This window comes from Alcaligenes sp. 13f (genome assembly GCF_020496585.1).
Lineage (GTDB): Bacteria > Pseudomonadota > Gammaproteobacteria > Burkholderiales > Burkholderiaceae_B > Alcaligenes > Alcaligenes phenolicus.
Window position 1 is genome coordinate 214,526 of the sequence record NZ_JAHKKC010000001.1, and the last position, 19,459, is coordinate 233,984.

18 protein-coding genes are annotated in these 19,459 nt (G+C 57.7%); 6 read left to right on the plus strand and 12 right to left on the minus strand.

Annotation, left to right across the window (positions count from 1 at the left end; translation table 11 throughout):
• Nucleotides 1-23 precede the first annotated feature (23 nt).
• The 6 genes from pyk to gcl form a co-directional block, all read right to left on the minus strand.
• Entirely contained in the window at nt 24-1,445 is a 1,422-nt protein-coding gene (gene pyk / locus KOE80_RS00985; RefSeq protein WP_226348140.1) for a pyruvate kinase, read from the minus strand.
• Between the two features lie 29 nt (nt 1,446-1,474).
• Nucleotides 1,475-1,873, minus strand: coding sequence for a GlcG/HbpS family heme-binding protein (locus KOE80_RS00990; protein ID WP_009461115.1), 399 nt, complete (start codon nt 1,871-1,873; stop codon nt 1,475-1,477).
• A gap of 22 nt (nt 1,874-1,895) precedes the next feature.
• A complete protein-coding gene (locus KOE80_RS00995; protein ID WP_035271254.1) occupies nt 1,896-3,173 on the minus strand; it encodes a glycerate kinase in 1,278 nt (425 codons plus the stop codon).
• Nucleotides 3,174-3,395: 222 nt separating this feature from the next.
• On the minus strand, nt 3,396-4,280 hold the full coding sequence (locus KOE80_RS01000; RefSeq protein WP_045930827.1) for a 2-hydroxy-3-oxopropionate reductase: 885 nt from the start codon (nt 4,278-4,280) through the stop codon (nt 3,396-3,398).
• 39 nt (nt 4,281-4,319) lie between these two features.
• Nucleotides 4,320-5,108: a hydroxypyruvate isomerase gene (gene hyi / locus KOE80_RS01005; protein WP_026485030.1), complete on the minus strand. Its 789-nt coding sequence runs from the start codon at nt 5,106-5,108 to the stop codon at nt 4,320-4,322.
• 28 nt (nt 5,109-5,136) lie between these two features.
• Nucleotides 5,137-6,912, minus strand: a complete 1,776-nt coding sequence (gene gcl, locus KOE80_RS01010) for a glyoxylate carboligase (protein ID WP_035271252.1) — start codon at nt 6,910-6,912, stop codon at nt 5,137-5,139.
• 110 nt (nt 6,913-7,022) lie between these two features.
• Here gcl and KOE80_RS01015 point away from each other — a divergent pair, with 110 nt between their 5' ends.
• Complete coding sequence (locus tag KOE80_RS01015) at nt 7,023-7,940, plus strand: LysR family transcriptional regulator (RefSeq protein WP_026485032.1); 918 nt, start codon at nt 7,023-7,025, stop codon at nt 7,938-7,940.
• Between the two features lie 66 nt (nt 7,941-8,006).
• On the opposite strand, the gene KOE80_RS01020 is transcribed toward KOE80_RS01015, so the two are convergent.
• The 6 genes from KOE80_RS01020 to uraD form a co-directional block, all read right to left on the minus strand.
• Nucleotides 8,007-8,882, minus strand: coding sequence for a hypothetical protein (locus tag KOE80_RS01020; protein ID WP_035271251.1), 876 nt, complete (start codon nt 8,880-8,882; stop codon nt 8,007-8,009).
• 195 nt (nt 8,883-9,077) lie between these two features.
• On the minus strand, nt 9,078-10,562 hold the full coding sequence (locus KOE80_RS01025; RefSeq protein ID WP_083054174.1) for a nucleobase:cation symporter-2 family protein: 1,485 nt from the start codon (nt 10,560-10,562) through the stop codon (nt 9,078-9,080).
• Nucleotides 10,563-10,935: 373 nt separating this feature from the next.
• Nucleotides 10,936-11,121, minus strand: a complete 186-nt coding sequence (locus KOE80_RS01030) for a 4-oxalocrotonate tautomerase (protein ID WP_009461108.1) — start codon at nt 11,119-11,121, stop codon at nt 10,936-10,938.
• A 27-nt stretch (nt 11,122-11,148) separates the two neighbouring features.
• Complete coding sequence (locus KOE80_RS01035) at nt 11,149-11,940, minus strand: class II aldolase/adducin family protein (protein WP_022983252.1); 792 nt, start codon at nt 11,938-11,940, stop codon at nt 11,149-11,151.
• The gene (locus KOE80_RS01040) at nt 11,937-12,449 is read right to left on the minus strand and encodes an ureidoglycolate lyase (RefSeq protein ID WP_035271249.1); all 513 of its coding nucleotides are present in this window, start codon (nt 12,447-12,449) and stop codon (nt 11,937-11,939) included. Before KOE80_RS01040 ends, KOE80_RS01035 begins: the two co-directional genes overlap by 4 nt.
• 145 nt (nt 12,450-12,594) lie before the next feature.
• The gene (uraD, locus tag KOE80_RS01045) at nt 12,595-13,125 is read right to left on the minus strand and encodes a 2-oxo-4-hydroxy-4-carboxy-5-ureidoimidazoline decarboxylase (RefSeq protein WP_035271248.1); all 531 of its coding nucleotides are present in this window, start codon (nt 13,123-13,125) and stop codon (nt 12,595-12,597) included.
• A 289-nt stretch (nt 13,126-13,414) separates the two neighbouring features.
• On the opposite strand from uraD, the gene KOE80_RS01050 reads away from it, so the two are divergent.
• The 5 genes from KOE80_RS01050 to murJ all read left to right on the plus strand — a co-directional run bounded on the left by KOE80_RS01050 (nt 13,415) and on the right by murJ (nt 19,424).
• Complete coding sequence (locus KOE80_RS01050) at nt 13,415-14,371, plus strand: LysR family transcriptional regulator (RefSeq protein ID WP_009461103.1); 957 nt, start codon at nt 13,415-13,417, stop codon at nt 14,369-14,371.
• Between the two features lie 200 nt (nt 14,372-14,571).
• Nucleotides 14,572-15,696 (plus strand): MraY family glycosyltransferase, encoded by a 1,125-nt coding sequence (locus KOE80_RS01055; RefSeq protein WP_042482977.1) that lies wholly within the window; start codon nt 14,572-14,574, stop codon nt 15,694-15,696.
• A gap of 49 nt (nt 15,697-15,745) precedes the next feature.
• Nucleotides 15,746-17,026, plus strand: coding sequence for a Vi polysaccharide biosynthesis UDP-N-acetylglucosamine C-6 dehydrogenase TviB (tviB, locus tag KOE80_RS01060; protein WP_086046069.1), 1,281 nt, complete (start codon nt 15,746-15,748; stop codon nt 17,024-17,026).
• 14 nt (nt 17,027-17,040) lie between these two features.
• The gene (locus tag KOE80_RS01065; RefSeq protein ID WP_042482979.1) at nt 17,041-18,066 is read left to right on the plus strand and encodes an SDR family oxidoreductase; all 1,026 of its coding nucleotides are present in this window, start codon (nt 17,041-17,043) and stop codon (nt 18,064-18,066) included.
• The gene (murJ, locus tag KOE80_RS01070) at nt 18,063-19,424 is read left to right on the plus strand and encodes a murein biosynthesis integral membrane protein MurJ (protein WP_042482982.1); all 1,362 of its coding nucleotides are present in this window, start codon (nt 18,063-18,065) and stop codon (nt 19,422-19,424) included. Before KOE80_RS01065 ends, murJ begins: the two co-directional genes overlap by 4 nt.
• Nucleotides 19,425-19,459 lie beyond the last annotated feature (35 nt).

Here is a 19,459-nt window from a genome sequence, read left to right on the forward strand (position 1 = left end):
TTTATCGCCAAGGTTGAGCGAACTTACTTCTGTGGAACCGTGGCCACATGCAGCAGGTTGGTGCGACCGCTGGTGCCAAAAGGAACACCGGCAATCATCACGATGGTGTCGCCCGCCTGGGCGAACTCATGTTGCGCTGCCATATCGGTAGCGTGGTCGATCATCTCGCCCAGATCGCTCACGTCCTCGCAGGGTACGGCATGGACACCCCAGGCCAAGGCCAGACGGCGTGCGGTTTCCACACGGGGCGTCAGGGCCAGGATAGGGGCGATGGGCCGTTCACGGCTGGCACGCAAGGCGCTAAAGCCGGTCGTGGTGTAAGCCACGTTCGTTGCCGGTTCTAGAATGCTGGCCACGCGACGCAGGGCGCAGCAGATCGCGTCTGCGGTGCTGGCTTCGGCGGTGCTGTGGTTGGCTTCCAGAATGGTGCGCCAGCTAGGGTCGTTTTCGATCTCCTTGATGATGCTGTCCATGATGGACACCGCTTCCAGCGGAAACTGGCCCGAGGCCGATTCGGCAGACAGCATGACGGCGTCAGCACCCGAGTAGATGGCGGTAGCCACGTCGGAGGCTTCAGCACGTGTGGGCACTGGCGAGGTGATCATGGATTCCAGCATCTGTGTGGCGACAACTACCGGACGGCCTGCCGCACGGGCAGTACGCACGATCTGACGCTGCAACACAGGCACGCGCTGGGGTGGAACTTCCACGCCCAGGTCGCCACGTGCCACCATCACGCCATCACACAGCTGGACGATTTCTTCCAGGTGTTCCAGCGCTTGCGGTTTTTCCAGCTTGGCCATGATCCAGGCCTTGTCGCCGATCAGCTCGCGGGCTTCACGGATGTCGCCAGGACGTTGCACAAAGGACAGCGCAACCCAATCCACGCCCAATTCCAGTCCAAACTTCAGATCGATCAGGTCTTTTTCGGTCAAGGGCGAAATAGGCAGTACCACGCCGGGTACGTTCACGCCCTTGCGGTCGGACAGCGGGCCGCCGACCATGACCGTGGTTTCTGCAAAATCCGGACCAAAGCTGTCCACATGCAGACGCAGCTTGCCGTCATCGAGCAGCAGGTCTGTCCCATCTTCCAGTGCAGCGAAGATTTCGGGGTGAGGCAGGTAGGCACGCTGGCTGGTCCCTTCGGCGGGGTCCAGGTCCAGGCGGAATTTCTGGCCGGTTTCCAATGTCACGCGGCCATCTTGCATTTTGCCAACGCGCAGCTTGGGCCCTTGCAGGTCCATCAGAATACCGATACTGCGACCGGTTTCCTTTTCAATCTGACGAATGGTGTGATAGCGCGCGGCGTGGTCTTCATGTGTGCCGTGGCTGAAGTTCAGGCGGAACACATCAGCGCCGGCCTCGAACAGTTCACGAATGCGTTCTGGCGTAGAACTGGCAGGACCCAGGGTAGCCAGAATGCGGGAATGACGTTGACGTTTCATGGGTTGTTGTCCTTAGGGGGATCGATAGCTCAAAGAGCAGCGATACCGGCGCGGGCGATCTGAGCGTCTTCAGGTGCTTTCACGCCGGACACGCCGACTGCACCAATGACTTGACCGTCCACCACAATCGGCTCGCCGCCTTCCAGTGGCGTGATGGGCATGGACAGAGCGGCAAAGCGACCATTGTTGACCATGTCTTCAAAAACCTTGCTGGGCTTGCCACCGCCCAGCACGCATGTGTGTGCCTTGGCGGGAGCAACCTGCGCGCTCATCAAGGGAGCGCCGTCCATACGCTGCATCCAGAGCGCGTGGCCGCCTGCATCGCAAATGGCGATGCTGACAGCCCAGTTGTTCTTGAGCGCTTCTTGCTCGGCAGCGGCAGCAATTTTTTTAACATCGGCCAGGGTCAGTACTTTCGTGTCTCTCATGTCCAGTCCTTAAAGAAAAGCGTTAATCGCTAGGGGTTAAAACCAGAATTGCACGGAAATCATTGACGTTGGTCAGGGTAGGGCCCGTAACCAAAGCGTCATCCAAGGCTTCAAAGAAGCCATGACCATCATTATTGTCCAGACTGGCCCTTGGGCGTATACCTTGTTGCCAAGCACGCTCCAAAGTGTCCGGACCGCAGAAGGCTCCGGCAATTTCTTCCTGGCCATCCACACCGTCGGTATCGCCTGCCAAACCGTAGATACCGGGTGCCCCGTTCAAGGCAATGGCGGTGGACAACAGAAATTCCACATTGCGACCGCCACGGCCCTGGCCGCGCAAGGTCACGGTGGTTTCTCCGCCCGAGAGCAATACGCAGGGGGCCTGGGCAGGCTGGCCATGCTGGGAAACGCTCAGGGCAATACCAGCCATGACTTTGCCTACATCGCGCGCTTCGCCTTCAATGCTGTCGCCCAGCAAGACGGGACGCACGCCACGGGCTTCAGCGACACGAGCTGCAGCCAGCAGGGCCAATTGGGGTGTAGCAACCAGATGGGTGGTGACATGAGCCAGGCGTGGATCGTCGGGTTTGATGGTTTCGCCATCGCCGCTCTCCAGCAGGGCACGGGCTGCGGCTGGAATCTCGATGCCGTAGCGGGTAATGATTTCCAGCGCTTGCTCGCACGTGGTGGGATCTGCCACCGTGGGGCCAGAAGCGATGTCCATGGGCTTGTCGCCGGGAACATCGGAAATCAGCAGGTTCAGGACGCGGGCGGGGGCACAAGCCGCTGCCAGACGGCCACCTTTGATGGCAGACAAGTGGCGGCGTACCGTGTTCATCTCACCAATTGAAGCGCCCGATTTGAGCAGCGCTTTGTTGATGGCTTGCTTGTCCGCCAGGGTGATGCCTTCTCCGGCAAGAGGCAGCAGAGACGAGCCGCCACCGGAAATCAGGCAAATAACCAGATCGTCTTCGTTCAGATCGCTGACCGTGCGCAAAATTTCGCGGGCCGCGTCTTCACCGGCCTGGTCCGGCACGGGGTGAGAGGCCTCCAGAATCTTGATGTGATCACAAGGCACGCCGTAGCCATAGCGGGTGACGACAACACCGCTGATGGGGCCTTTGTCCCAGTGACGCTCCAGTGCCTGGGCCATCGCTGCCGATGCTTTGCCAGCACCGATCACAATGGTGCGGCCTTTGGGAGCATCGGGCAGATAAGGCGGGATGCAATGTTCAGGCTGAGCCGCGTTGACGGCAGCTTGAAACATTTTGCTGAGTAAGTCTTGTGGCTCGATCTTCATGGGTCAATCCTAATGCAGAGTGACGGCAACAAACCATCTTACTGCGCTACAACACGCCTTCACCTCCCCGCTTTGACTTGCAGCCTTCGAGAAAGATTGTGCTGTCTGGGGGGACTTGGCGGTAAAAAAAAGCGGGCCGCAGCCCGCTTGCTGGATGTCCCGGTCGTACTGGCTTGATATCTGGAAAAAATCAGTCCGGACGGGAGCATCCTTGAACCGATCTTATTGACCAATCTCGTAGTTGGCCATGATTTCCAGAGCGCGGACCATGGCGGAGTGGTCTTGTGCGGCGCCACCGTGGGCGGCGCAGGTATTGAACAGCTCCTGGGCCGTTGCGGTGTTGGGCAGTGCTACACCCAGCTGGCGCGCCGTGGTCAGGGCCAGGTTCAAGTCTTTCTGGTGCAGTTCGATGCGGAAGCCTGGATCAAACGTGCGCTTGACCATGCGCTCACCGTGAACTTCCAGAATACGGGAGTTTGCGAAACCGCCCATCAGCGCTTCACGAACCTTGCCCGCATCGGCACCGGCCTTGGAGGCCAGCAACAGGGCTTCGCCCACGGCTTCAATGGTCAGAGCCACGATGATCTGGTTGGCCACTTTGGTGATTTGACCGTCGCCGTAGCCGCCGACCAGGGTGATGTTCTTGCCCATCAGTTCAAACAGGGGCTTGACCTTGTCGAAGGCTTCTTGCTTGCCGCCGACCATGATGGTCAGCGAGCCAGCCTTGGCACCGACTTCGCCACCGGACACAGGCGCGTCCAGGTATTCGCAACCCAGCTTGACGATGCGCTCGGCAAAGCCTTTGGTGGCCACGGGGGAGATGGAGCTCATGTCCACCACGATCTTGCCAGCGGTCAGGCCAGCGGCAATGCCGTCTTCGCCAAACAGAGCATCTTCCACGTGCGGGGTGTCGGGCACCATCGTGATGATGATGTCAGCCTGACGGGTCACTTCGGTGCCGTTGGCGCAAACGGTGGCACCAGCTTCTTTCACGCTTTTGGGGAAGTCGCCACGGGTGTAGGCAAACAGCTCATGACCACCCTTGATCAGGTTGACGGCCATGGGTGCGCCCATGATGCCCAAACCAATAAAACCGATTTTAGCCATTGTGTAATCTCCTAATAATTATCTGCAGGTATTCGACGATCAGGCGGTGACTTCAGTCAGTTCGGTCATCCAGCCCAGGCCATCCTTGGTCACGCCGGCGGGCTTGTACTCGCCGCCGATCCAGCCCTGGTAGCCAATGCTGTCGATGTACTTGAACAGCCAGGCGTAGTTGATCTCGCCTGTGCCCGGTTCGTTGCGGCCTGGGTTATCCGCGATCTGGATGTGTGCAATCTTGTCCAGGTGCTTTTTCATGGTGGCAGCCAGCTCGCCTTCCATGCGCTGGGCGTGGTAGACGTCGTACTGGATGAACAGATTGTCCGAACCCACGTCCTGCAACAGCGCCGCGGCCTGTTCGGTACGGTTCAGGTAGAAACCTGGAATGTCGAAGGTATTGATGGGTTCAACCAGCAGGCGCAGGCCGGCGTCTTTCAACTTGGCGGCAGCAAACTGCAGATTGCTGACCAAGGTCTTGTGAGCCAGTTCGCGGTCTGCACCTTCGGCCAGCTTGCCAGCCAGGCAGTTGACTTGCTTGCAGCCCAGCGCGGTGGCGTATTCAATGGCACGGCCTACGCCGTCCTGGAATTCACCCACGCGCTCGGGCAGGATTGCAATGCCGCGCTCGCCGCCGTCCCAGTCGCCCGCAGGCAGGTTGTGCAACACTTGGGTCAAACCGTGTTGTTGCAGTTTGTCAGCCAGCTGCTGTTTGTCGTAGGCGTAGGGGAACAGGTACTCCACTCCCTTGAAACCAGCTTCGGCCGCTGCCTGGAAGCGATCCAGGAAGTCGTGCTCGTTAAACAGCATGGTCAGGTTGGCGGCAAATTTTGGCATAGTGCTACTCCGTTTTTTAAATCAGCAATCAGTCCATCAGCGAGATGGCGGTGGGGGCGTCAATACCCGCTTCGGCCAGGGACTCGAATTCCGTCACATTGTGCAGTTCGGTACCCATGGCAATGTTGGTGACGCGCTCCAGGATCAGTTCGATCACAACCGGCACGCTGAACTCTTTCATCCATGCGCGAGCCTGTTCAATGGCGGGCTGGATGTCTTCGGGTTTGTGTACGCGGATGGCCTTGCAACCCAGACCTTCCACCACGGTGATGTGATCCACGCCATAACCTTCGGTTTCAGGGGCGTTGATGTTGTCAAAGGCCAGTTGTACACAATAGTCCATCTCAAAGCCGCGCTGTGCCTGACGGATCAGACCCAGGTAGGCGTTGTTGACCAGAATGTGCAGGTAAGGCAGCTTGAATTGTGCGCCTACGGCCAGCTCTTCAATCATGAACTGGAAGTCGTAGTCGCCCGAAATGGCTACCACTTCGCGACCGGGGTCAGCCGCAACCACACCCAGTGCAGCAGGAATCGTCCAGCCCAATGGGCCTGCCTGACCGCAGTTGATCCAGTGACGTGGCTTGTACACGTGCAGGAACTGGGCGGCAGCAATCTGCGACAGGCCAATGGTGCTGACGTAGGTGGTCGAAGGGCCAAAGGCGCGGTTCATTTCTTCGTAAACGCGCTGAGGCTTCAGGGGCACGTTGTCGAAATTGGTCTTGCGCTGCAAGGTGGCCTTGCGTTTCTGGCAGTCGGCTACCCAGGCGGCGCGGTCGCGCAACTTGCCGGCAGCCTTGTACTCCTTGGCCACTTCAATGAACAGCTTCAGTGCAGCGCCAGCGTCCGAGGCAATACCCAGATCAGGGCCAAATACACGGCCGATCTGCGTAGGCTCAATGTCCACGTGCACGAACTTGCGGCCTTCGGTGTAGACGTCTACGGAACCGGTGTGGCGGTTGGCCCAGCGGTTACCGATACCGAATACAAAGTCCGATGCCAGCAAGGTCTGGTTGCCGTAGCGGTGCGAGGTTTGCAGGCCAACCATGCCAGCCATCAATGGGTGATCGTCGGCCACAGTACCCCAGCCCATCAGAGTCGGGATAACGGGTACGTTGACCAGCTCGGCAAATTCCTGCAGCAGCTCGGATGCGTTGGCGTTGATGACGCCGCCACCGGATACGATCAGCGGACGCTCGGAAGCGTTCAGCAGTTCGATGGCTTTTTCAGCCTGGGCACGGGTGGCAGCAGGCTTGTAGGCTTCCAGCGGGGAGTAGGTATCCAGATCAAATTCGATCTCGGCCATCTGCACGTCGATAGGCATATCGATCAGCACAGGACCAGGACGGCCAGAGCGCATGATGTGGAAAGCCTGCTGGAACACGCGCGGGATCAGATCGGGTTCGCGCACGGTGACGGCCCACTTGGTCACGGGCTTGGCAATGGATTCAATGTCCACGGCCTGGAAGTCTTCCTTGTACAGGCGGGCACGAGGGGCCTGGCCGGTAATGCACAGAATTGGGATCGAGTCAGCCGATGCGGAGTACAGGCCGGTGATCATGTCTGTGCCAGCGGGGCCGGAAGTACCGATACATACGCCGATATTGCCGGGATTGGCACGGGTAAAACCTTCGGCCATGTGGGAAGCGCCTTCCACGTGGCGGGCGAGAATGTGATCAAAGCCACCTTCCTTGCGCAGTGCGGAGTAGAAGGGGTTGATTGCGGCGCCAGGCACGCCAAATACGGTGCTCACGCCTTCTTTACGTAAAATCGCGGCGGCGGCGTCCACTGCTCTCATTCGAGCCATTGATATCTCCTAGATCATCGTTTGACGAAATTCACAACTCGATAATAAGGAGTGATAGCCCTGCCTAGAAATGGTGGTACGATTGTTTCTATCGATACTTGGAGTATTGAATGAGCCGTTATACCGAAATTCGAAGTTTTGCGCTGGTCGCTGAAAAAGGCAGTTTTGCGGCTGCGTCCGTGATCGAAGGCGTTACCCCGGTGGTGATGGGTAGGCGCCTGGATGCCTTGGAGCAGAGACTGGGGGTGCGTTTGATGCACCGGTCCACGCGCGGGCTGACGTTGACTGATCTGGGCGAGCAGTTTCTGGAGCAGTGCAAACAAATTCTGAAGGACTTTGAAGAGGCTGAAGCCAGCATCAGCGCCCAGCGTAAAGTGGTGCGCGGGCACCTGGTGGTATCGGCTCCGGCTGCCTTTGGGCGTCGTCATGTGGCACCGCATGCCTTGTCCTTCAAGAAGCGTTACCCCGAGCTGAAGCTGTCTTTCAACTTCACCGACAGCGTGGTGGATCTGGTGCGCGAAGGTTATGACATGGCCTTGCGTATTGGCGAGGTCACAGACCCCAACTATGTGGCGGTACGTCTGTATCCGAACCGGCGTGTGGTGTGTGGTACGCCCGAGTATTTCGAGCGTCACGGGGTGCCGCGCGTACCGGAAGATCTGGCTCGTCATAACTGCCTGGCCTTTAACTTGCAGGGTGGGCAGCAACGCGGCTGGACCTTCTTGCGGGATGGTCGTCCTTTGGCGGTACGGGTTGATGGTGATCTGGACTGCAATGACGGTGAATTGCTCTTTAATTGGGTCAAGCAAGGTTGGGGGATTGGCTGGCGCTCCACCTGGGAAATTCAGCCAGAACTCAAGCGAGGCGAGCTGGTGACGGTGCTGAATGAGTTCGAGATTCCCAGCTACGACATCCAGGCGGTGTATCAGCAACAGCGTTATCTGCCAGCCAAAGTGCGACGTTTTATCGACTATTTGCGAGCCATCTACAACACCCCGGGTTATTGGGACGGCGAGGTGCAGTTCTAACTGCTTTGGTCTTCTGAATAAAAAAAACCGCTTCGAAAAGCGGTTTTTTTTTATGCTGCATGGCGCTTAGAAGTGCCATTCCACTTGTACGGTGGGGGCGCTGGTTTTGATGCCAGGCTTCAGGTTGCCGTTCGCCATATAGCGATTACCGAACTTGTTGTACCAGTACTCGTAGCCAATACCCACCCACAGGGTGTTCTTCTTGTCGAAGGCCACTTTACCCACGTCAGCCATCAGGGAGGTACGGACCAGCACTTCAGACTTGGTGCTGATGCCCGCGTAGTCGTCACCCTTGGGGCCTGCGTAGTTGGCAAAGCCCTGGAACTTCAGCGGGACCGAACCCACATCGAAGGGCAGGTTCCAGTTCAGGCTGGCCAGAAACTGGGTGTGGAAGGAGCTGCGACTGTCCGGGCAGGCGGGAGCACCCAGACCGCAGTGGTTCCATTCCTTACCCACCATCAGGCTCAGGTCCACAAAACCTCGGGGGACATCGAATTTGAAGGTCGGGCCCAGCACCAGCAGGCGTTTGCGAGGTGCAAAGGCAGTGTTCTTGGTGTTCAGGTCAAAGCCTGCAGTAATGGCCACATCTTTCACGGGACCAAAGCTCAGATCCTTGTCGAATACCTTGCCCATGGAGAGCTGGTGACGGTAGGTGGCGTAGAACTCGGTGGCGCCATTGCTGCCATTGCCGCTGGACGGGTCGTAGCGATCCGACTGCAGAATATCCAGGTTAAAGAAGTTCTGGCCCAGGCTGTAGCCGTTAACGTGTGTCAGGCTCAGGATGTGCTTCTGGATAGTCCGATCGTTCATCGGCTCGGTGTATTGCGTGCTGAAGCGGTAGCCTAAAAAGGTGTCGCTCCAGTCGGCTGCCAAGGCGGGGCTGGACAGCAGTGGGGCGGCCAGCAGGGCGCATGCCCAGCGAGCAGAATGTAGCTTTTTCATGGTGTCTCCTCTTTGTTTGAGCGCAAGCAGGTCCTTGGGATCTGATGTCCCTTACGGCCTGCGGCCTTAGTTTTCTTTGAGTGGGTGTTACTGACCTTGCTTAGATTAATTATGGACAGTCGATACTTTTATGAAGGTACTGCAGGAATTTGAACAGCCGCCCATTTCAGGCAGGGCGGCTGATCAAAAAGGGGCTTAGCCGTTTTGCGAGGCCAGGTGATTGCCGCTGTCTTCAGTCGCTTTTTGAGCGGCGGCCTGTTTGCGGGCCTGGGTAGCAGCGGTGGATTCAACGGTGTGACCTTGGTCGGCGTATTTTTCCATGCCGTTGAAAAACAGGTTCAACAAGATGGCAGATACGGCAGCCAGCAAGATTCCGCTATGCAGCAAGGGAGCCAGAGCAGGGGGCATCTTGTCCAGCAGGTGCTCGGCAACCAGGGGAATCATGCCAAAGCCCAGGCTGATGGCCACGATATAGGGGTTGTAAGGGTTGCGGTTCAGGTTGGCTGACATCAGGATCTTGATGCCGGTAGCGGCCACCATGCCGAACATCACAATGCCAGCACCGCCCAGAACGTAGTTGGGGATGGAGGCCACAATGAAAGCCATTTTGGGGAACAGGCCCAGCATGATCAGGAAGGCACCCCCCATGACACATACCCAGCGGCTGCGCACGCCGGTCACGCTGACCAGGCCCACGTTTTGCGAGAACGAGCTGTGCGGGAAGGTGTTCATGATGCCGCCCACCAGGGTACCCAGACCGTCGGTACGCAGACCGCGCACCAGCGCTTCTCGGTCGGTAGGACGGCCGCAGATGGAGCCCAATGCCAGGAACATGCCCAGAGACTCAACCATGATCACCACCATGATCAGGGACAGGACTGCCGCTGCGCCCAGCAGGGCCCAGCTGAAAGTAGGCACGCCAAAGTGGAATGGAGTCACCACCGCAAACCAGCTGGTCTGATCCAGACCTTCAAAGGTGATGCGACCCATGGCCAAAGAGACAAAGAAACCGACCAGCAGGCCAATCAGCACTGCCACGTTTGCCAGGAAACCGCGTGCAAACTTGGTGATCAGCAGGATCACAGTCAGCACCATCAGGGCAATGCCCAGGTTTTCCAGCGAGCCGTATTCGGGGTTGGGGATGGACAGGCCGGTGGCGGCGTCAGTAATAGTAGGGGAGCCGCCGCCGATCCAGTTCAGACCCACGCGCATCAGCGTCACGCCAATCACGGTAATGATGATGCCGGTCACGACCGGGGGGAACAGGCCCATCAGACGGCTAAATACCGGAGCAATCAGAATACTGAAGATACCGGCCAGAATGGTGGCGCCGAAAATACCGGGCAGGCCCAGTTGCGGATCCAGGCCAATGGCGATCATGGGGCTGACCGCTGCAAAGGACACGCCCATCATGACGGGCAGTTTGATACCGAACATACCCAGGCCACGAGCCTGGATGATGGTGATCAGGCCACAGCACAGCAGGTCGGCATTAATCAGGAATGCGATCTGTTCCTTGGACAGGCCCAAGGCCGCACCAATGATCAGGGGGACAGCAACTGCGCCCGCGTACATCACCATGACGTGTTGCAAACCAAGGGTTGCCAGGCGCCCCGTTGGTAGGCGTTCGTCTACACCGTCACAAGCAGCAGGTGTGGACACTTCTGGGTTGGCGGACATCCGGGTCTCCTTATTAATACGTTATGCGCAGCCGATGCCTGGGCCGCGTAAGCATAAAGTTATCGGATGGGCCGTATCACTGGAAGGCAGTACGGCTTGATAAGTAGAATACGTAAAAGCGTATGGCAGGCTGATGCTGACAGGGGGGAAAGGATATAAGCCCTGTAGATGGGGCCTGTGTTCAGGCCACGCCCTAGCAGATTCCTGCTTTTTTCATGCATTTTTCAGTGCTAGGGGTATTGCCCACCTAGTCCGTCCTGGAAATCTATGTTAGCAGCCTCCAAACTACCGTTTGATTTATGTTTGAAGAGCCGTTAAGGTACTGAAAGATATAAAAAAAGCGGCCCTGTGGCCGCTTTTTCATGGGTCTGAGTTATTTGTCCGACCACAGGACGCCGGCCGTGGCCCAGTCCTCGCGTTTGACGTCGGTAAAGACCACATCGACGGCCTCCGGGGTACAGCCAAGCACGCGACAGGCTTCTTTAGTCAGGGCCTGGGCGAGCTCACGCTTGATTTCCACGGGACGGCCGTCGAATAGTTGTACGTTAATAGAAGGCATAAAAGCTCCGTAGGGGTGGAAAGGGTCTTAGCGGCAAAAATCCGGCTCGCTCTGATAGAGCTTGCGCAGCAAGGCTGGCCATTCTAACAAGCCCTCTGGCTCATCCCCAGGTAAAAGCTGGCGATGTGTCAAATCCAGCACATCCGTTGGGGGCAGGTGCAGTTGCGGGCTGGCAGCCATGGCCGAGAGCTGAATGCGACAGGCGCGCTCCAAGGCATCCATCAGGACATAAGCCTCGGCAACAGTACGGCCACAGGTCAGGGCGCCGTGATTGCGCAAGAGCAGAGCGGGATAGGAGCCTAATTGCTTGAGCAGGGCCTCTTGCTCCTGGGGCGGGAAGGCCAGACCGGCATAGTCGTGATAGCCAATATCCTGCCAGAACCGCATGGCGTGTTGCGATAGAGGCAGCAGTCCACAGGACAGAGCCGAGACGGCAATCGAGGCATCTGTATGTAAGTGGATGACACAGTGTGCATCCGCTCGGGCGCGGTGAACGGCGCCGTGAATGGCAAAACCGCTGGGGTTGGCACGACGGCCTGTGCCGTCCACAACCTGGCCCTGGGTATCAATCAAGAGCAGATTGGAAGCGCAGATTTCATCAAAGCGCAAACCGAAGGGATTGATCAGGAAAGTGTCGTCGTGGCCGGGCAGGCGCAGGGAAATATGGGTGTAGATGATATCGTCCCAGCCCTGGCGGGCCGCCAGCCGGTAGGCGGCGGCCAGATTGACACGGGCACGCCAGTGCTCAGGATCAATATCGGCCGGACGATGGGCGTAAATGGCCGCTATGTCCGGCGTGATGGGACAGGACTGGCTCACGCTGCTGTGGTTTCCAGTTCAGCAATGATGGCTTTTTCTTCCAGCTGAATCACATCGCAGTTGTCGCCGGGACCTTTGCGATCAATCACGATGAAGTCGGCCACTTGATTCAGTGCCATCAAGGGGTGGTGCCAAACGCCAGTTGCGTAGTTCACGCCCTGGTCGCCACGGGCCAGGAACAGGCGTAGATCGCTTGCCTTGGGAGTCGGGCCAGCAGGGGCCACAATCACCAGATACGGTTGGCCGGACTGCGGAATGAAGGCCTGGCTACCTTTGGGGTGGCGTTCCATCATTTCCACGGTAAAGGGCAGGGTGCGTGGCTGACCACGGAAAATGGACACAATCGCGTGGCCGTCTGCACCCGGCTCGATCTTGGCCAGGTCGTGGTAGCGCTCGGTATTGCCTTCATTGATGGTGAAGTGCTGAACCGTGTCGGAGGCCTCGATGACATCACCAAAGGGGGCGAAGGCTTCGGCTGTCAGGGTTTCCAACTTCAATGTGATTGTCATGGCAGAGGTCCTTGGTAGGGCAGACCCGCGTGGGGCTGAAAGCAGCCGCGCCACGAAGGGTCAGAGGAAACAAAGGGCAGCGTGCCCGCAGGCTGGCGCTACCCCGTGAACTGGATGGGTCAACAAGACCCGGCAGGCAGCAAAATCAGCCCAGCAGCGCATCCAGACGGAAACGGGCAATCTTGCCGATTTCAGTCAGACAAGCTTGAAACTCGGTTTCAGCACTGTTGTTCAGACGAGCTTCTACTGTATCCATGATTTGGTAACGGCTCAAACCCTTGACGGCAATCACGAAGGGAAAACCGAAGCGCTCACGGTATTGGGCATTCAGGCCACGCAGACGGGCCAGCTCTTCGGCCGAACACTGATCCAGGCCGGCGCCACGTTGTTCGCCTGTCGATGCGGTGGTCAGTGTCCCTTGCTCGGCTTCTTTACCAGCCAGCTCGGGGTGAGCACAGATCAGGTTCTTCTGTTCTTCGTGCGATGCTTCTTGGACCACTTGCACCATGCAGGCGTGCAACTGATCCACGCTTTCAAAGGGACGCTGGTTCCAGCTACGCTCAGGGACCCAGGGGGAGTGTTCAAAAATACCTTCGAGCTTGTCCACAAATTGGCTCTGATCCAGGCTGGAGAGTTCGGTGAGCGCCTGTGTGGTGGTAAGGGTTTGAGTAGTCATGTGTCAGTCCGATTATCTAAGCGTAAATAGTGCGAGCCGAGGCGGCTCCAGGACCAGGCCTGGAGGCCGTTTTATCAAGGGTAGTGGGTGGGCGTTTACACGGTATGTTTGATTTATTCAAACCCTTATAAACCACCGCCTGTGGGCTATGATTTTCTTATATGGGACCAGTTTAAGTTTTCTGTTTATAAATAAAATAGAATTAGGCGTATAAATGATATATGCCATCTCGTATTGTGCATGTATGTCATTATCATGCTGGAAAAAAGCGTAAGAAGGAGAGAATAAGATGGCCGCCCGACGTGGGGATAACCCGCTTGATACCTATCTCTTGAGGGTATTTTGCTTACTCGTTACCGAGCGCAGCGTCTCGCGTACCGCGTTCAAAATGAACCAGTCGCAGCCTGCTATCAGTGCGGCCTTACGACGCTTGCGTGACATTATTGGCGATCCTTTGCTGGTGCGCGAAAAAGGGGGCATGGTGCCTACCGAGCGCGCCATTGGCCTGCTGGCCCACGCTAAAGGAGCCCTGGCCGAGATCGACTGTATGGTTAATGCACCCGACAGTTTCGACCCTCAGGTAAGTCGCAGTGAGTTTCATATCGGAGCGCCAGATTATCTGGCGCCTGTCTTTATTGGCGGAGTGGTCGAGCGCATGCGTCGCGAGGCACCGGGGGCACGCTTGAATCTGCATTCTCTGGATGCCAGCTTTGATTTTGAGCGTTCTTTGGCGGAAGGCGACCTGGATATGGTCATTGGGAACTGGCCCGAACCGCCCGATCGCATGCATCTGTCCGTGCTGCTGGAAGATCAGATTGTCTGCCTGGTAGCGGCAACGCACCCCTTGGCTCGCAAGGGGCTGACCATGGATGATTACGTGCGGGCGCGCCATGTGGTGCCCATGCCGTATTCCATCAACCAGCGCGGTGTCATCGATACAACCTTGGCGACCTTACGTATTCAGCGTGATGAAAGCGTGGCGGTGCAGTCCTTTTCGGCAGCACCGTATTTGCTACAGAATACAGACCTGATTTTTACGACTTCGCGTCATTTCGCCGAGTTTTATTGTCGACTATTGCCCCTGGCGATTCTGGAGGCCCCGCTGGAGTTTCCGCCCATGCGCTTTTATCAGCTCTGGCATGAACGTAACCGGCATTCGCCCAGCCATCGCTGGTTGCGGCGTCTGCTGACCGAATGCGGTAATCAGCTGGCCTCGACAGAACCGTTGCCGCAACCCGATTCCTGAGCCCCAATCCCGCAAAATACTTGCTTTCGGGCTCGCGCTCGGGCAAATTAGCGTGCTACTCCTGCCTACACGAAAGTGATACGGAACTTGACGAAAATTGTTGCATTTAAAGCGACTAGTCACGGACACAAGCCGGAAGGCAGGTTGATAATGATGTAGTTCCTAACCTTGCAGGGTGTTTCGCGGTGTCTTTACCTCAGATGGGGGAATCCTTTACCTGGTTGTATATCTGTGTCGTGGCTTTTATGGTCGGCGGGCTTATTGTGGCCTCCGAGCGTTGGCACGGCCGTTTGACCGGGGACAGCGACCTTAGTAAACCCCAAGCGTCCCATTCTCGTCCTACCCCGCGTGTGGGAGGGCTGGCGGTGGTGGCAGGCAGTTTGGCCGGCTTGCTGGTGCTGGGTCCCAGCAACATGACACTGACCTGGCTGTGGCCGGTCTTGTTTCTGGCTGCCATGCCGGTTTTTGTGGCGGGCCTGGTCGAGGACATCACCAAGGACGTGGGTTCTCTGAAACGTTTGCTGGCCGCTTTCCTGTCGGCAGCGATTGCCTGGTGGCTGCTGGGTGGAGTGTCGCGCGTTGGGGTGAGCTGGGCCGACTGGGTTCTGGGCTTCTGGCCCATTTCGCTGCTCTTTACCATGATTGCCGTGGGCGGCTGTACTCATGCACTGAATATTATTGACGGGATGAACGGCCTGGCGGGCATGATCGCCACCTTGATGGCTCTGTCCCTGGCTCTGGTGGCCCTGCAGGTGCAGGACATCCCGATTTTCCTGATTGCGGCCTCGCTGGCCTCGGCCACCCTGGGTTTTCTGGTGTGGAACTTTCCTTTCGGACGGGTCTTTCTGGGCGATGGCGGGGCGTATTTCCTGGGCTTCATGCTGGCTGAGCTGGCTGTACAGCTGGTGGTGCGCAACCCCAGTGTGTCGCCGTTCTACGCCTTGGCCGTGCTGTTTTATCCTGTTTTCGAAACCATGTTTTCGATCTGGCGCCGCCGTTTCAAACGGGGTGTACCTGTGGATCAACCGGATGCGCTGCACCTGCATCAACTGGTGTTCCGCCGTCTGGTGCGCTCCACGTTCAGTCGTGACAGCGGTGGGGCCTTGCCCGCGTTCTGTAATGCCATGACCTCGCCTTACCTGTGGGTTCTGGCCTTGATCGGTTTGGTTCCGGCCACGATCTGGTGGGACAATACCTGGGCTTTGTGCGCCAGCATGTTGGCCTTCTCACTGGTGTATATCTGGCTCTATTCCCGTCTGGTTTCGTGGCGTCGCCCCTCCTGGTTGCTGCTGCCGTCGGTACGGCGGCGCGTAGACCGGGATTGAGACTGGCAGGCGTTCAAGATTATTCCTTGCGCATAGCGCTAACTGGAGAATGAAGTTGCAACTTGAGAATGTGAAACTGGCCGTTATCGGCTTGGGATATGTCGGTTTGCCTTTGGCAGTAGAGTTTGGCAAAAAGCGTTCCGTTATTGGTTTTGACATTAACGCGCGTCGCGTCGCCGAACTCAAGGAAGGGGTAGACCGCACGTTGGAGGTCGAGAGCGCAGAGCTGGCCGAGGCCAGTGGCCTGAGCTACTCCTGCGAGGCGGATGAACTGGCACAGGCCAATGTCTTCATCGTGACCGTGCCCACGCCTATTGATGAATTCAAGCAGCCCGATCTGACGCCGCTGGTTCGTGCGTCCGAGACCATCGGTAAAGTGCTCAAGCGTGGTGACATCGTGGTTTACGAGTCCACGGTTTACCCAGGTGCTACCGAAGAAGTGTGCGTGCCCGTGCTGGAGCAAGTGTCGGGTCTGCGCTTCAACGAAGATTTCTACGCCGGCTACAGCCCGGAGCGTATCAATCCGGGCGACAAGGAACACCGCGTCTCCACCATCAAGAAAGTCACTTCCGGCTCGACGCCTGAAGTAGCTGAGCTGGTAGATGCCCTGTACCGCGAGATCATTGTGGTGGGCACATTCAAGGCCAGCTCCATTCGTGTGGCTGAAGCGGCCAAGGTGATCGAGAACACCCAGCGCGACGTGAATATCGCCCTGATCAACGAACTGGCCCTGATTTTCAACCGTCTGGGGATTGATACCCTGGACGTGCTGGAAGCGGCGGGCACCAAGTGGAACTTCCTGCCTTTCCGTCCCGGTCTGGTGGGTGGTCACTGCATTGGCGTGGACCCCTACTACCTGACCCACAAGGCACAAGCTATCGGTTACCACCCCGAAATCATTCTGGCTGGCCGTCGCCTGAACGACTCCATGGGTGGTTACGTGGCGTCCCAGCTGGTTAAAGCCATGACCAAGCGCCGCATTCAGGTGCAAGGTTCGCGCGTTCTGCTGCTGGGTCTGGCCTTCAAGGAAAACTGCCCGGATCTGCGTAACACCCGTATTGTCGATATCGTGCATGAACTCAAGCAATACGATGTTCATGTAGACGTGTACGACCCCTGGGTTGATCCCAAAGAAGCGCAGCACGAATACGGCATTACGCCTGTCGAGACTCCCAAGGCGGGCGAGTACGACGGGGTCATCGTGGCCGTGGCTCACAAGCAGTTCAAGGAGCTGGGCGTGGACGGCGTGCGCCAATGGGGCAAGCCCGAGCATGTGCTCTACGACTTGAAGTATGTGTTTGATCGCGAACAGTCCGATCTGCGCCTTTAATTTTGGAAAGCATTATGAGCTCTGCATTCGAACAGGCGAGCCAGCAACTGCGTAATCAGCCAAAAACCTGGCTGGTTACGGGTTGCGCCGGCTTTATCGGGTCCAACCTGCTGGAAGCCCTGCTGAAAATGGATCAGCAGGTGGTCGGTCTGGATAACTTTGCAACTGGCCATCAATACAATCTGGACGAAGTGCGCGATCAGGTTGGGGCCGAGCGCTGGGCCCGTTTTCGTTTTATTGAAGGCGACATTCGCAGCCTGGATACCTGTCGCGAAGCCGTCAAGGGTGTGGACTATGTGCTGCACCAGGCGGCGTTGGGTTCGGTGCCGCGTTCCTTGAACGATCCGCTGACCTCCAACGAAGTCAACGTGAATGGTGCCTTGAACATGATGGTGGCCGCGCGTGACGAACAGGTTAAAGCCTTTGTTTATGCGGCTTCCAGTTCCACCTACGGCGACCACCCCGGTTTGCCCAAGGTGGAAGACACGATTGGTCGCCCACTGTCCCCCTACGCCGTCACCAAGTTCGTGAACGAGCTGTATGCGGACGTGTTTGCCCGTGCCTACGGCTTCTCCAGCGTAGGCCTGCGTTACTTCAACGTGTTTGGCAAGCGTCAGGACCCTAACGGTGCATACGCCGCGGTGATTCCCAAATGGGTGTCGGCCATGATCCAGAACCAGGACGTGCAAATCAATGGGGACGGGCAGACCAGCCGCGATTTCTGCTTTATCGACAACGTTATTCAAATGAATATCCTGGCCGCCGTGCAGCAAAAGCCTGCTGTTGCCGAGGTTTATAACGTGGCCGTCAATGCCCGCACCAGCCTGAACGAGCTGTTCGAGCACCTGAAGCAGACCCTGAGCACCAATGGTGTGAACTACACCAAGCAGCCCATCTACGCCGATTTCCGTGCTGGCGATGTGTTGCATTCCCAAGCGGATATCTCCAAAGCCCGTACACAACTGGGTTACGAGCCGACTCACACGATTTTGCAGGGCCTGAATACGGCCATGCCCTGGTACGTGGCGTTTCTGAGTTGATCTGGGCCGGCCTGAAAGCACGTCTGTCTAGTCTGCATGACGACCACCGTCGCATCGCCCTGGGGGCGATGCGGGTGGCGTTTTTTCTATTGCTGGGCAAGGCAGCGGGCGCTTTCAAAGAAATGGCGGTGGCGTATCGCTATGGTGTGAGCGATGTAGTCGATGCCTATCAGTTCACGATGGTCATGGCCAACTGGCTGCCAGTGACGATCGTCGGCTCCATGTCTGTTGTGCTGATTCCGGTTCTGGTGCGCTTGCATCGCCTGGAACCGGCTGCGCGCAGCCGTTTTCTGGGTGAACTCAAGGCCTGGTGCATTGTGCTGGGTTGCGTGCTGGGGGCCTTGATCTGGATTAGCTGGCCCTGGGTGCTGCAATGGACTGGGCAAGGGCTAAGCCCCGCCGTCCATGAAATGAGCCGGGAACTGCTGTTTGCCTTTGCGCCTGCGGCAGTGCTGACGCTGATGATTGGCCTGAGCGCCGCGCGCTTGCGGGCGCATGAGCGCCATATCAATACCTTGCTGGAAAGTGTCCCGGCCTTTGTCATCCTGATCTGGGTACTGGCAGCGGGCGGGAATGCCGGTATTGGTCCCTTGTTGTGGGGCACCTTGCTGGGCATGACGATCCAGGCCGTGTGGTTGATGATTCTGGCCTCGCGGGCCGATCAGATCTGGGCTCGCCCCACGATCAGCCTGCGCGCGGAGCAATGGCCGGATCTGCTCAAGGCTGCCACCATCATGCTGGTGGGGCAGGTTGCCATGAGTTTTGTCGGTCCTATTGACCAATATACGGCGGCCAATCTGGGGGCTAATGCCAATGCGACCTTGGGTTATGCCACTCGCTTGCTGGCGTTGGTTCTGGGTGTTGGCGCTGCTTCTGTCGGTCGGGCCGCTTTGCCTGTGCTGGCGGATATTCAAAGCCGAGGCGATAACGCCCGTGCTCGCTCCATGGCCTTGAAGTGGTCGGTCATGATGTTGCTGGCCGGTGGAGTTGCCGCCGCGATTGGTGTTCTGCTGGCGCCTTGGGGAGTGGCCCTGCTGTTTGAGCGTGGTGCGTTCACGGCGCAGGATACGGCCACGGTCGCCCAGGTGTTTAGCTGGGGGCTGGTGCAACTGCCCTTTTATTTTGGGGTGCTGATTCTGGTGCAGTTGCTGGCCAGTCAGAACCGTTATAAATCCATGGCAATTATTGCCGTGATCAATTTTCTGGTGAAAGCGGCCCTGAACCCGATTCTGGCGGCTCGCATGGGCCCGTCGGGCATCATGCTGGCGACCAGCCTGATGTATGCGGCTTCTTTCACTTGTTATTTCATCTTGGCCTTGAGGCCAGCCAGTGCCTTCGCGTCTGGTTCGCAGGAATAGGAAAACGTGCACAGTCATTCGGGAGTTCGCCCTCA

Excerpts from the sequence above, each read along its gene's own strand:
- pyk (WP_226348140.1), bottom strand. The coding sequence starts at position 1,445 with ATGAAACGTCAACGTCATTCCCGCATTCTGGCTACCCTGGGTCCTGCC.
- KOE80_RS00990 (WP_009461115.1), bottom strand. The coding sequence starts at position 1,873 with ATGAGAGACACGAAAGTACTGACCCTGGCCGATGTTAAAAAAATTGCT.
- KOE80_RS00995 (WP_035271254.1), bottom strand. The coding sequence starts at position 3,173 with ATGAAGATCGAGCCACAAGACTTACTCAGCAAAATGTTTCAAGCTGCC.
- KOE80_RS01000 (WP_045930827.1), bottom strand. The coding sequence starts at position 4,280 with ATGGCTAAAATCGGTTTTATTGGTTTGGGCATCATGGGCGCACCCATG.
- hyi (WP_026485030.1), bottom strand. The coding sequence starts at position 5,108 with ATGCCAAAATTTGCCGCCAACCTGACCATGCTGTTTAACGAGCACGAC.
- gcl (WP_035271252.1), bottom strand. The coding sequence starts at position 6,912 with ATGGCTCGAATGAGAGCAGTGGACGCCGCCGCCGCGATTTTACGTAAA.
- KOE80_RS01015 (WP_026485032.1), top strand. The coding sequence starts at position 7,023 with ATGAGCCGTTATACCGAAATTCGAAGTTTTGCGCTGGTCGCTGAAAAA.
- KOE80_RS01020 (WP_035271251.1), bottom strand. The coding sequence starts at position 8,882 with ATGAAAAAGCTACATTCTGCTCGCTGGGCATGCGCCCTGCTGGCCGCC.
- KOE80_RS01025 (WP_083054174.1), bottom strand. The coding sequence starts at position 10,562 with ATGTCCGCCAACCCAGAAGTGTCCACACCTGCTGCTTGTGACGGTGTA.
- KOE80_RS01030 (WP_009461108.1), bottom strand. The coding sequence starts at position 11,121 with ATGCCTTCTATTAACGTACAACTATTCGACGGCCGTCCCGTGGAAATC.
- KOE80_RS01040 (WP_035271249.1), bottom strand. The coding sequence starts at position 12,449 with ATGACAATCACATTGAAGTTGGAAACCCTGACAGCCGAAGCCTTCGCC.
- uraD (WP_035271248.1), bottom strand. The coding sequence starts at position 13,125 with ATGACTACTCAAACCCTTACCACCACACAGGCGCTCACCGAACTCTCC.
- KOE80_RS01050 (WP_009461103.1), top strand. The coding sequence starts at position 13,415 with ATGGCCGCCCGACGTGGGGATAACCCGCTTGATACCTATCTCTTGAGG.
- KOE80_RS01055 (WP_042482977.1), top strand. The coding sequence starts at position 14,572 with ATGGGGGAATCCTTTACCTGGTTGTATATCTGTGTCGTGGCTTTTATG.
- tviB (WP_086046069.1), top strand. The coding sequence starts at position 15,746 with ATGAAGTTGCAACTTGAGAATGTGAAACTGGCCGTTATCGGCTTGGGA.
- KOE80_RS01065 (WP_042482979.1), top strand. The coding sequence starts at position 17,041 with ATGAGCTCTGCATTCGAACAGGCGAGCCAGCAACTGCGTAATCAGCCA.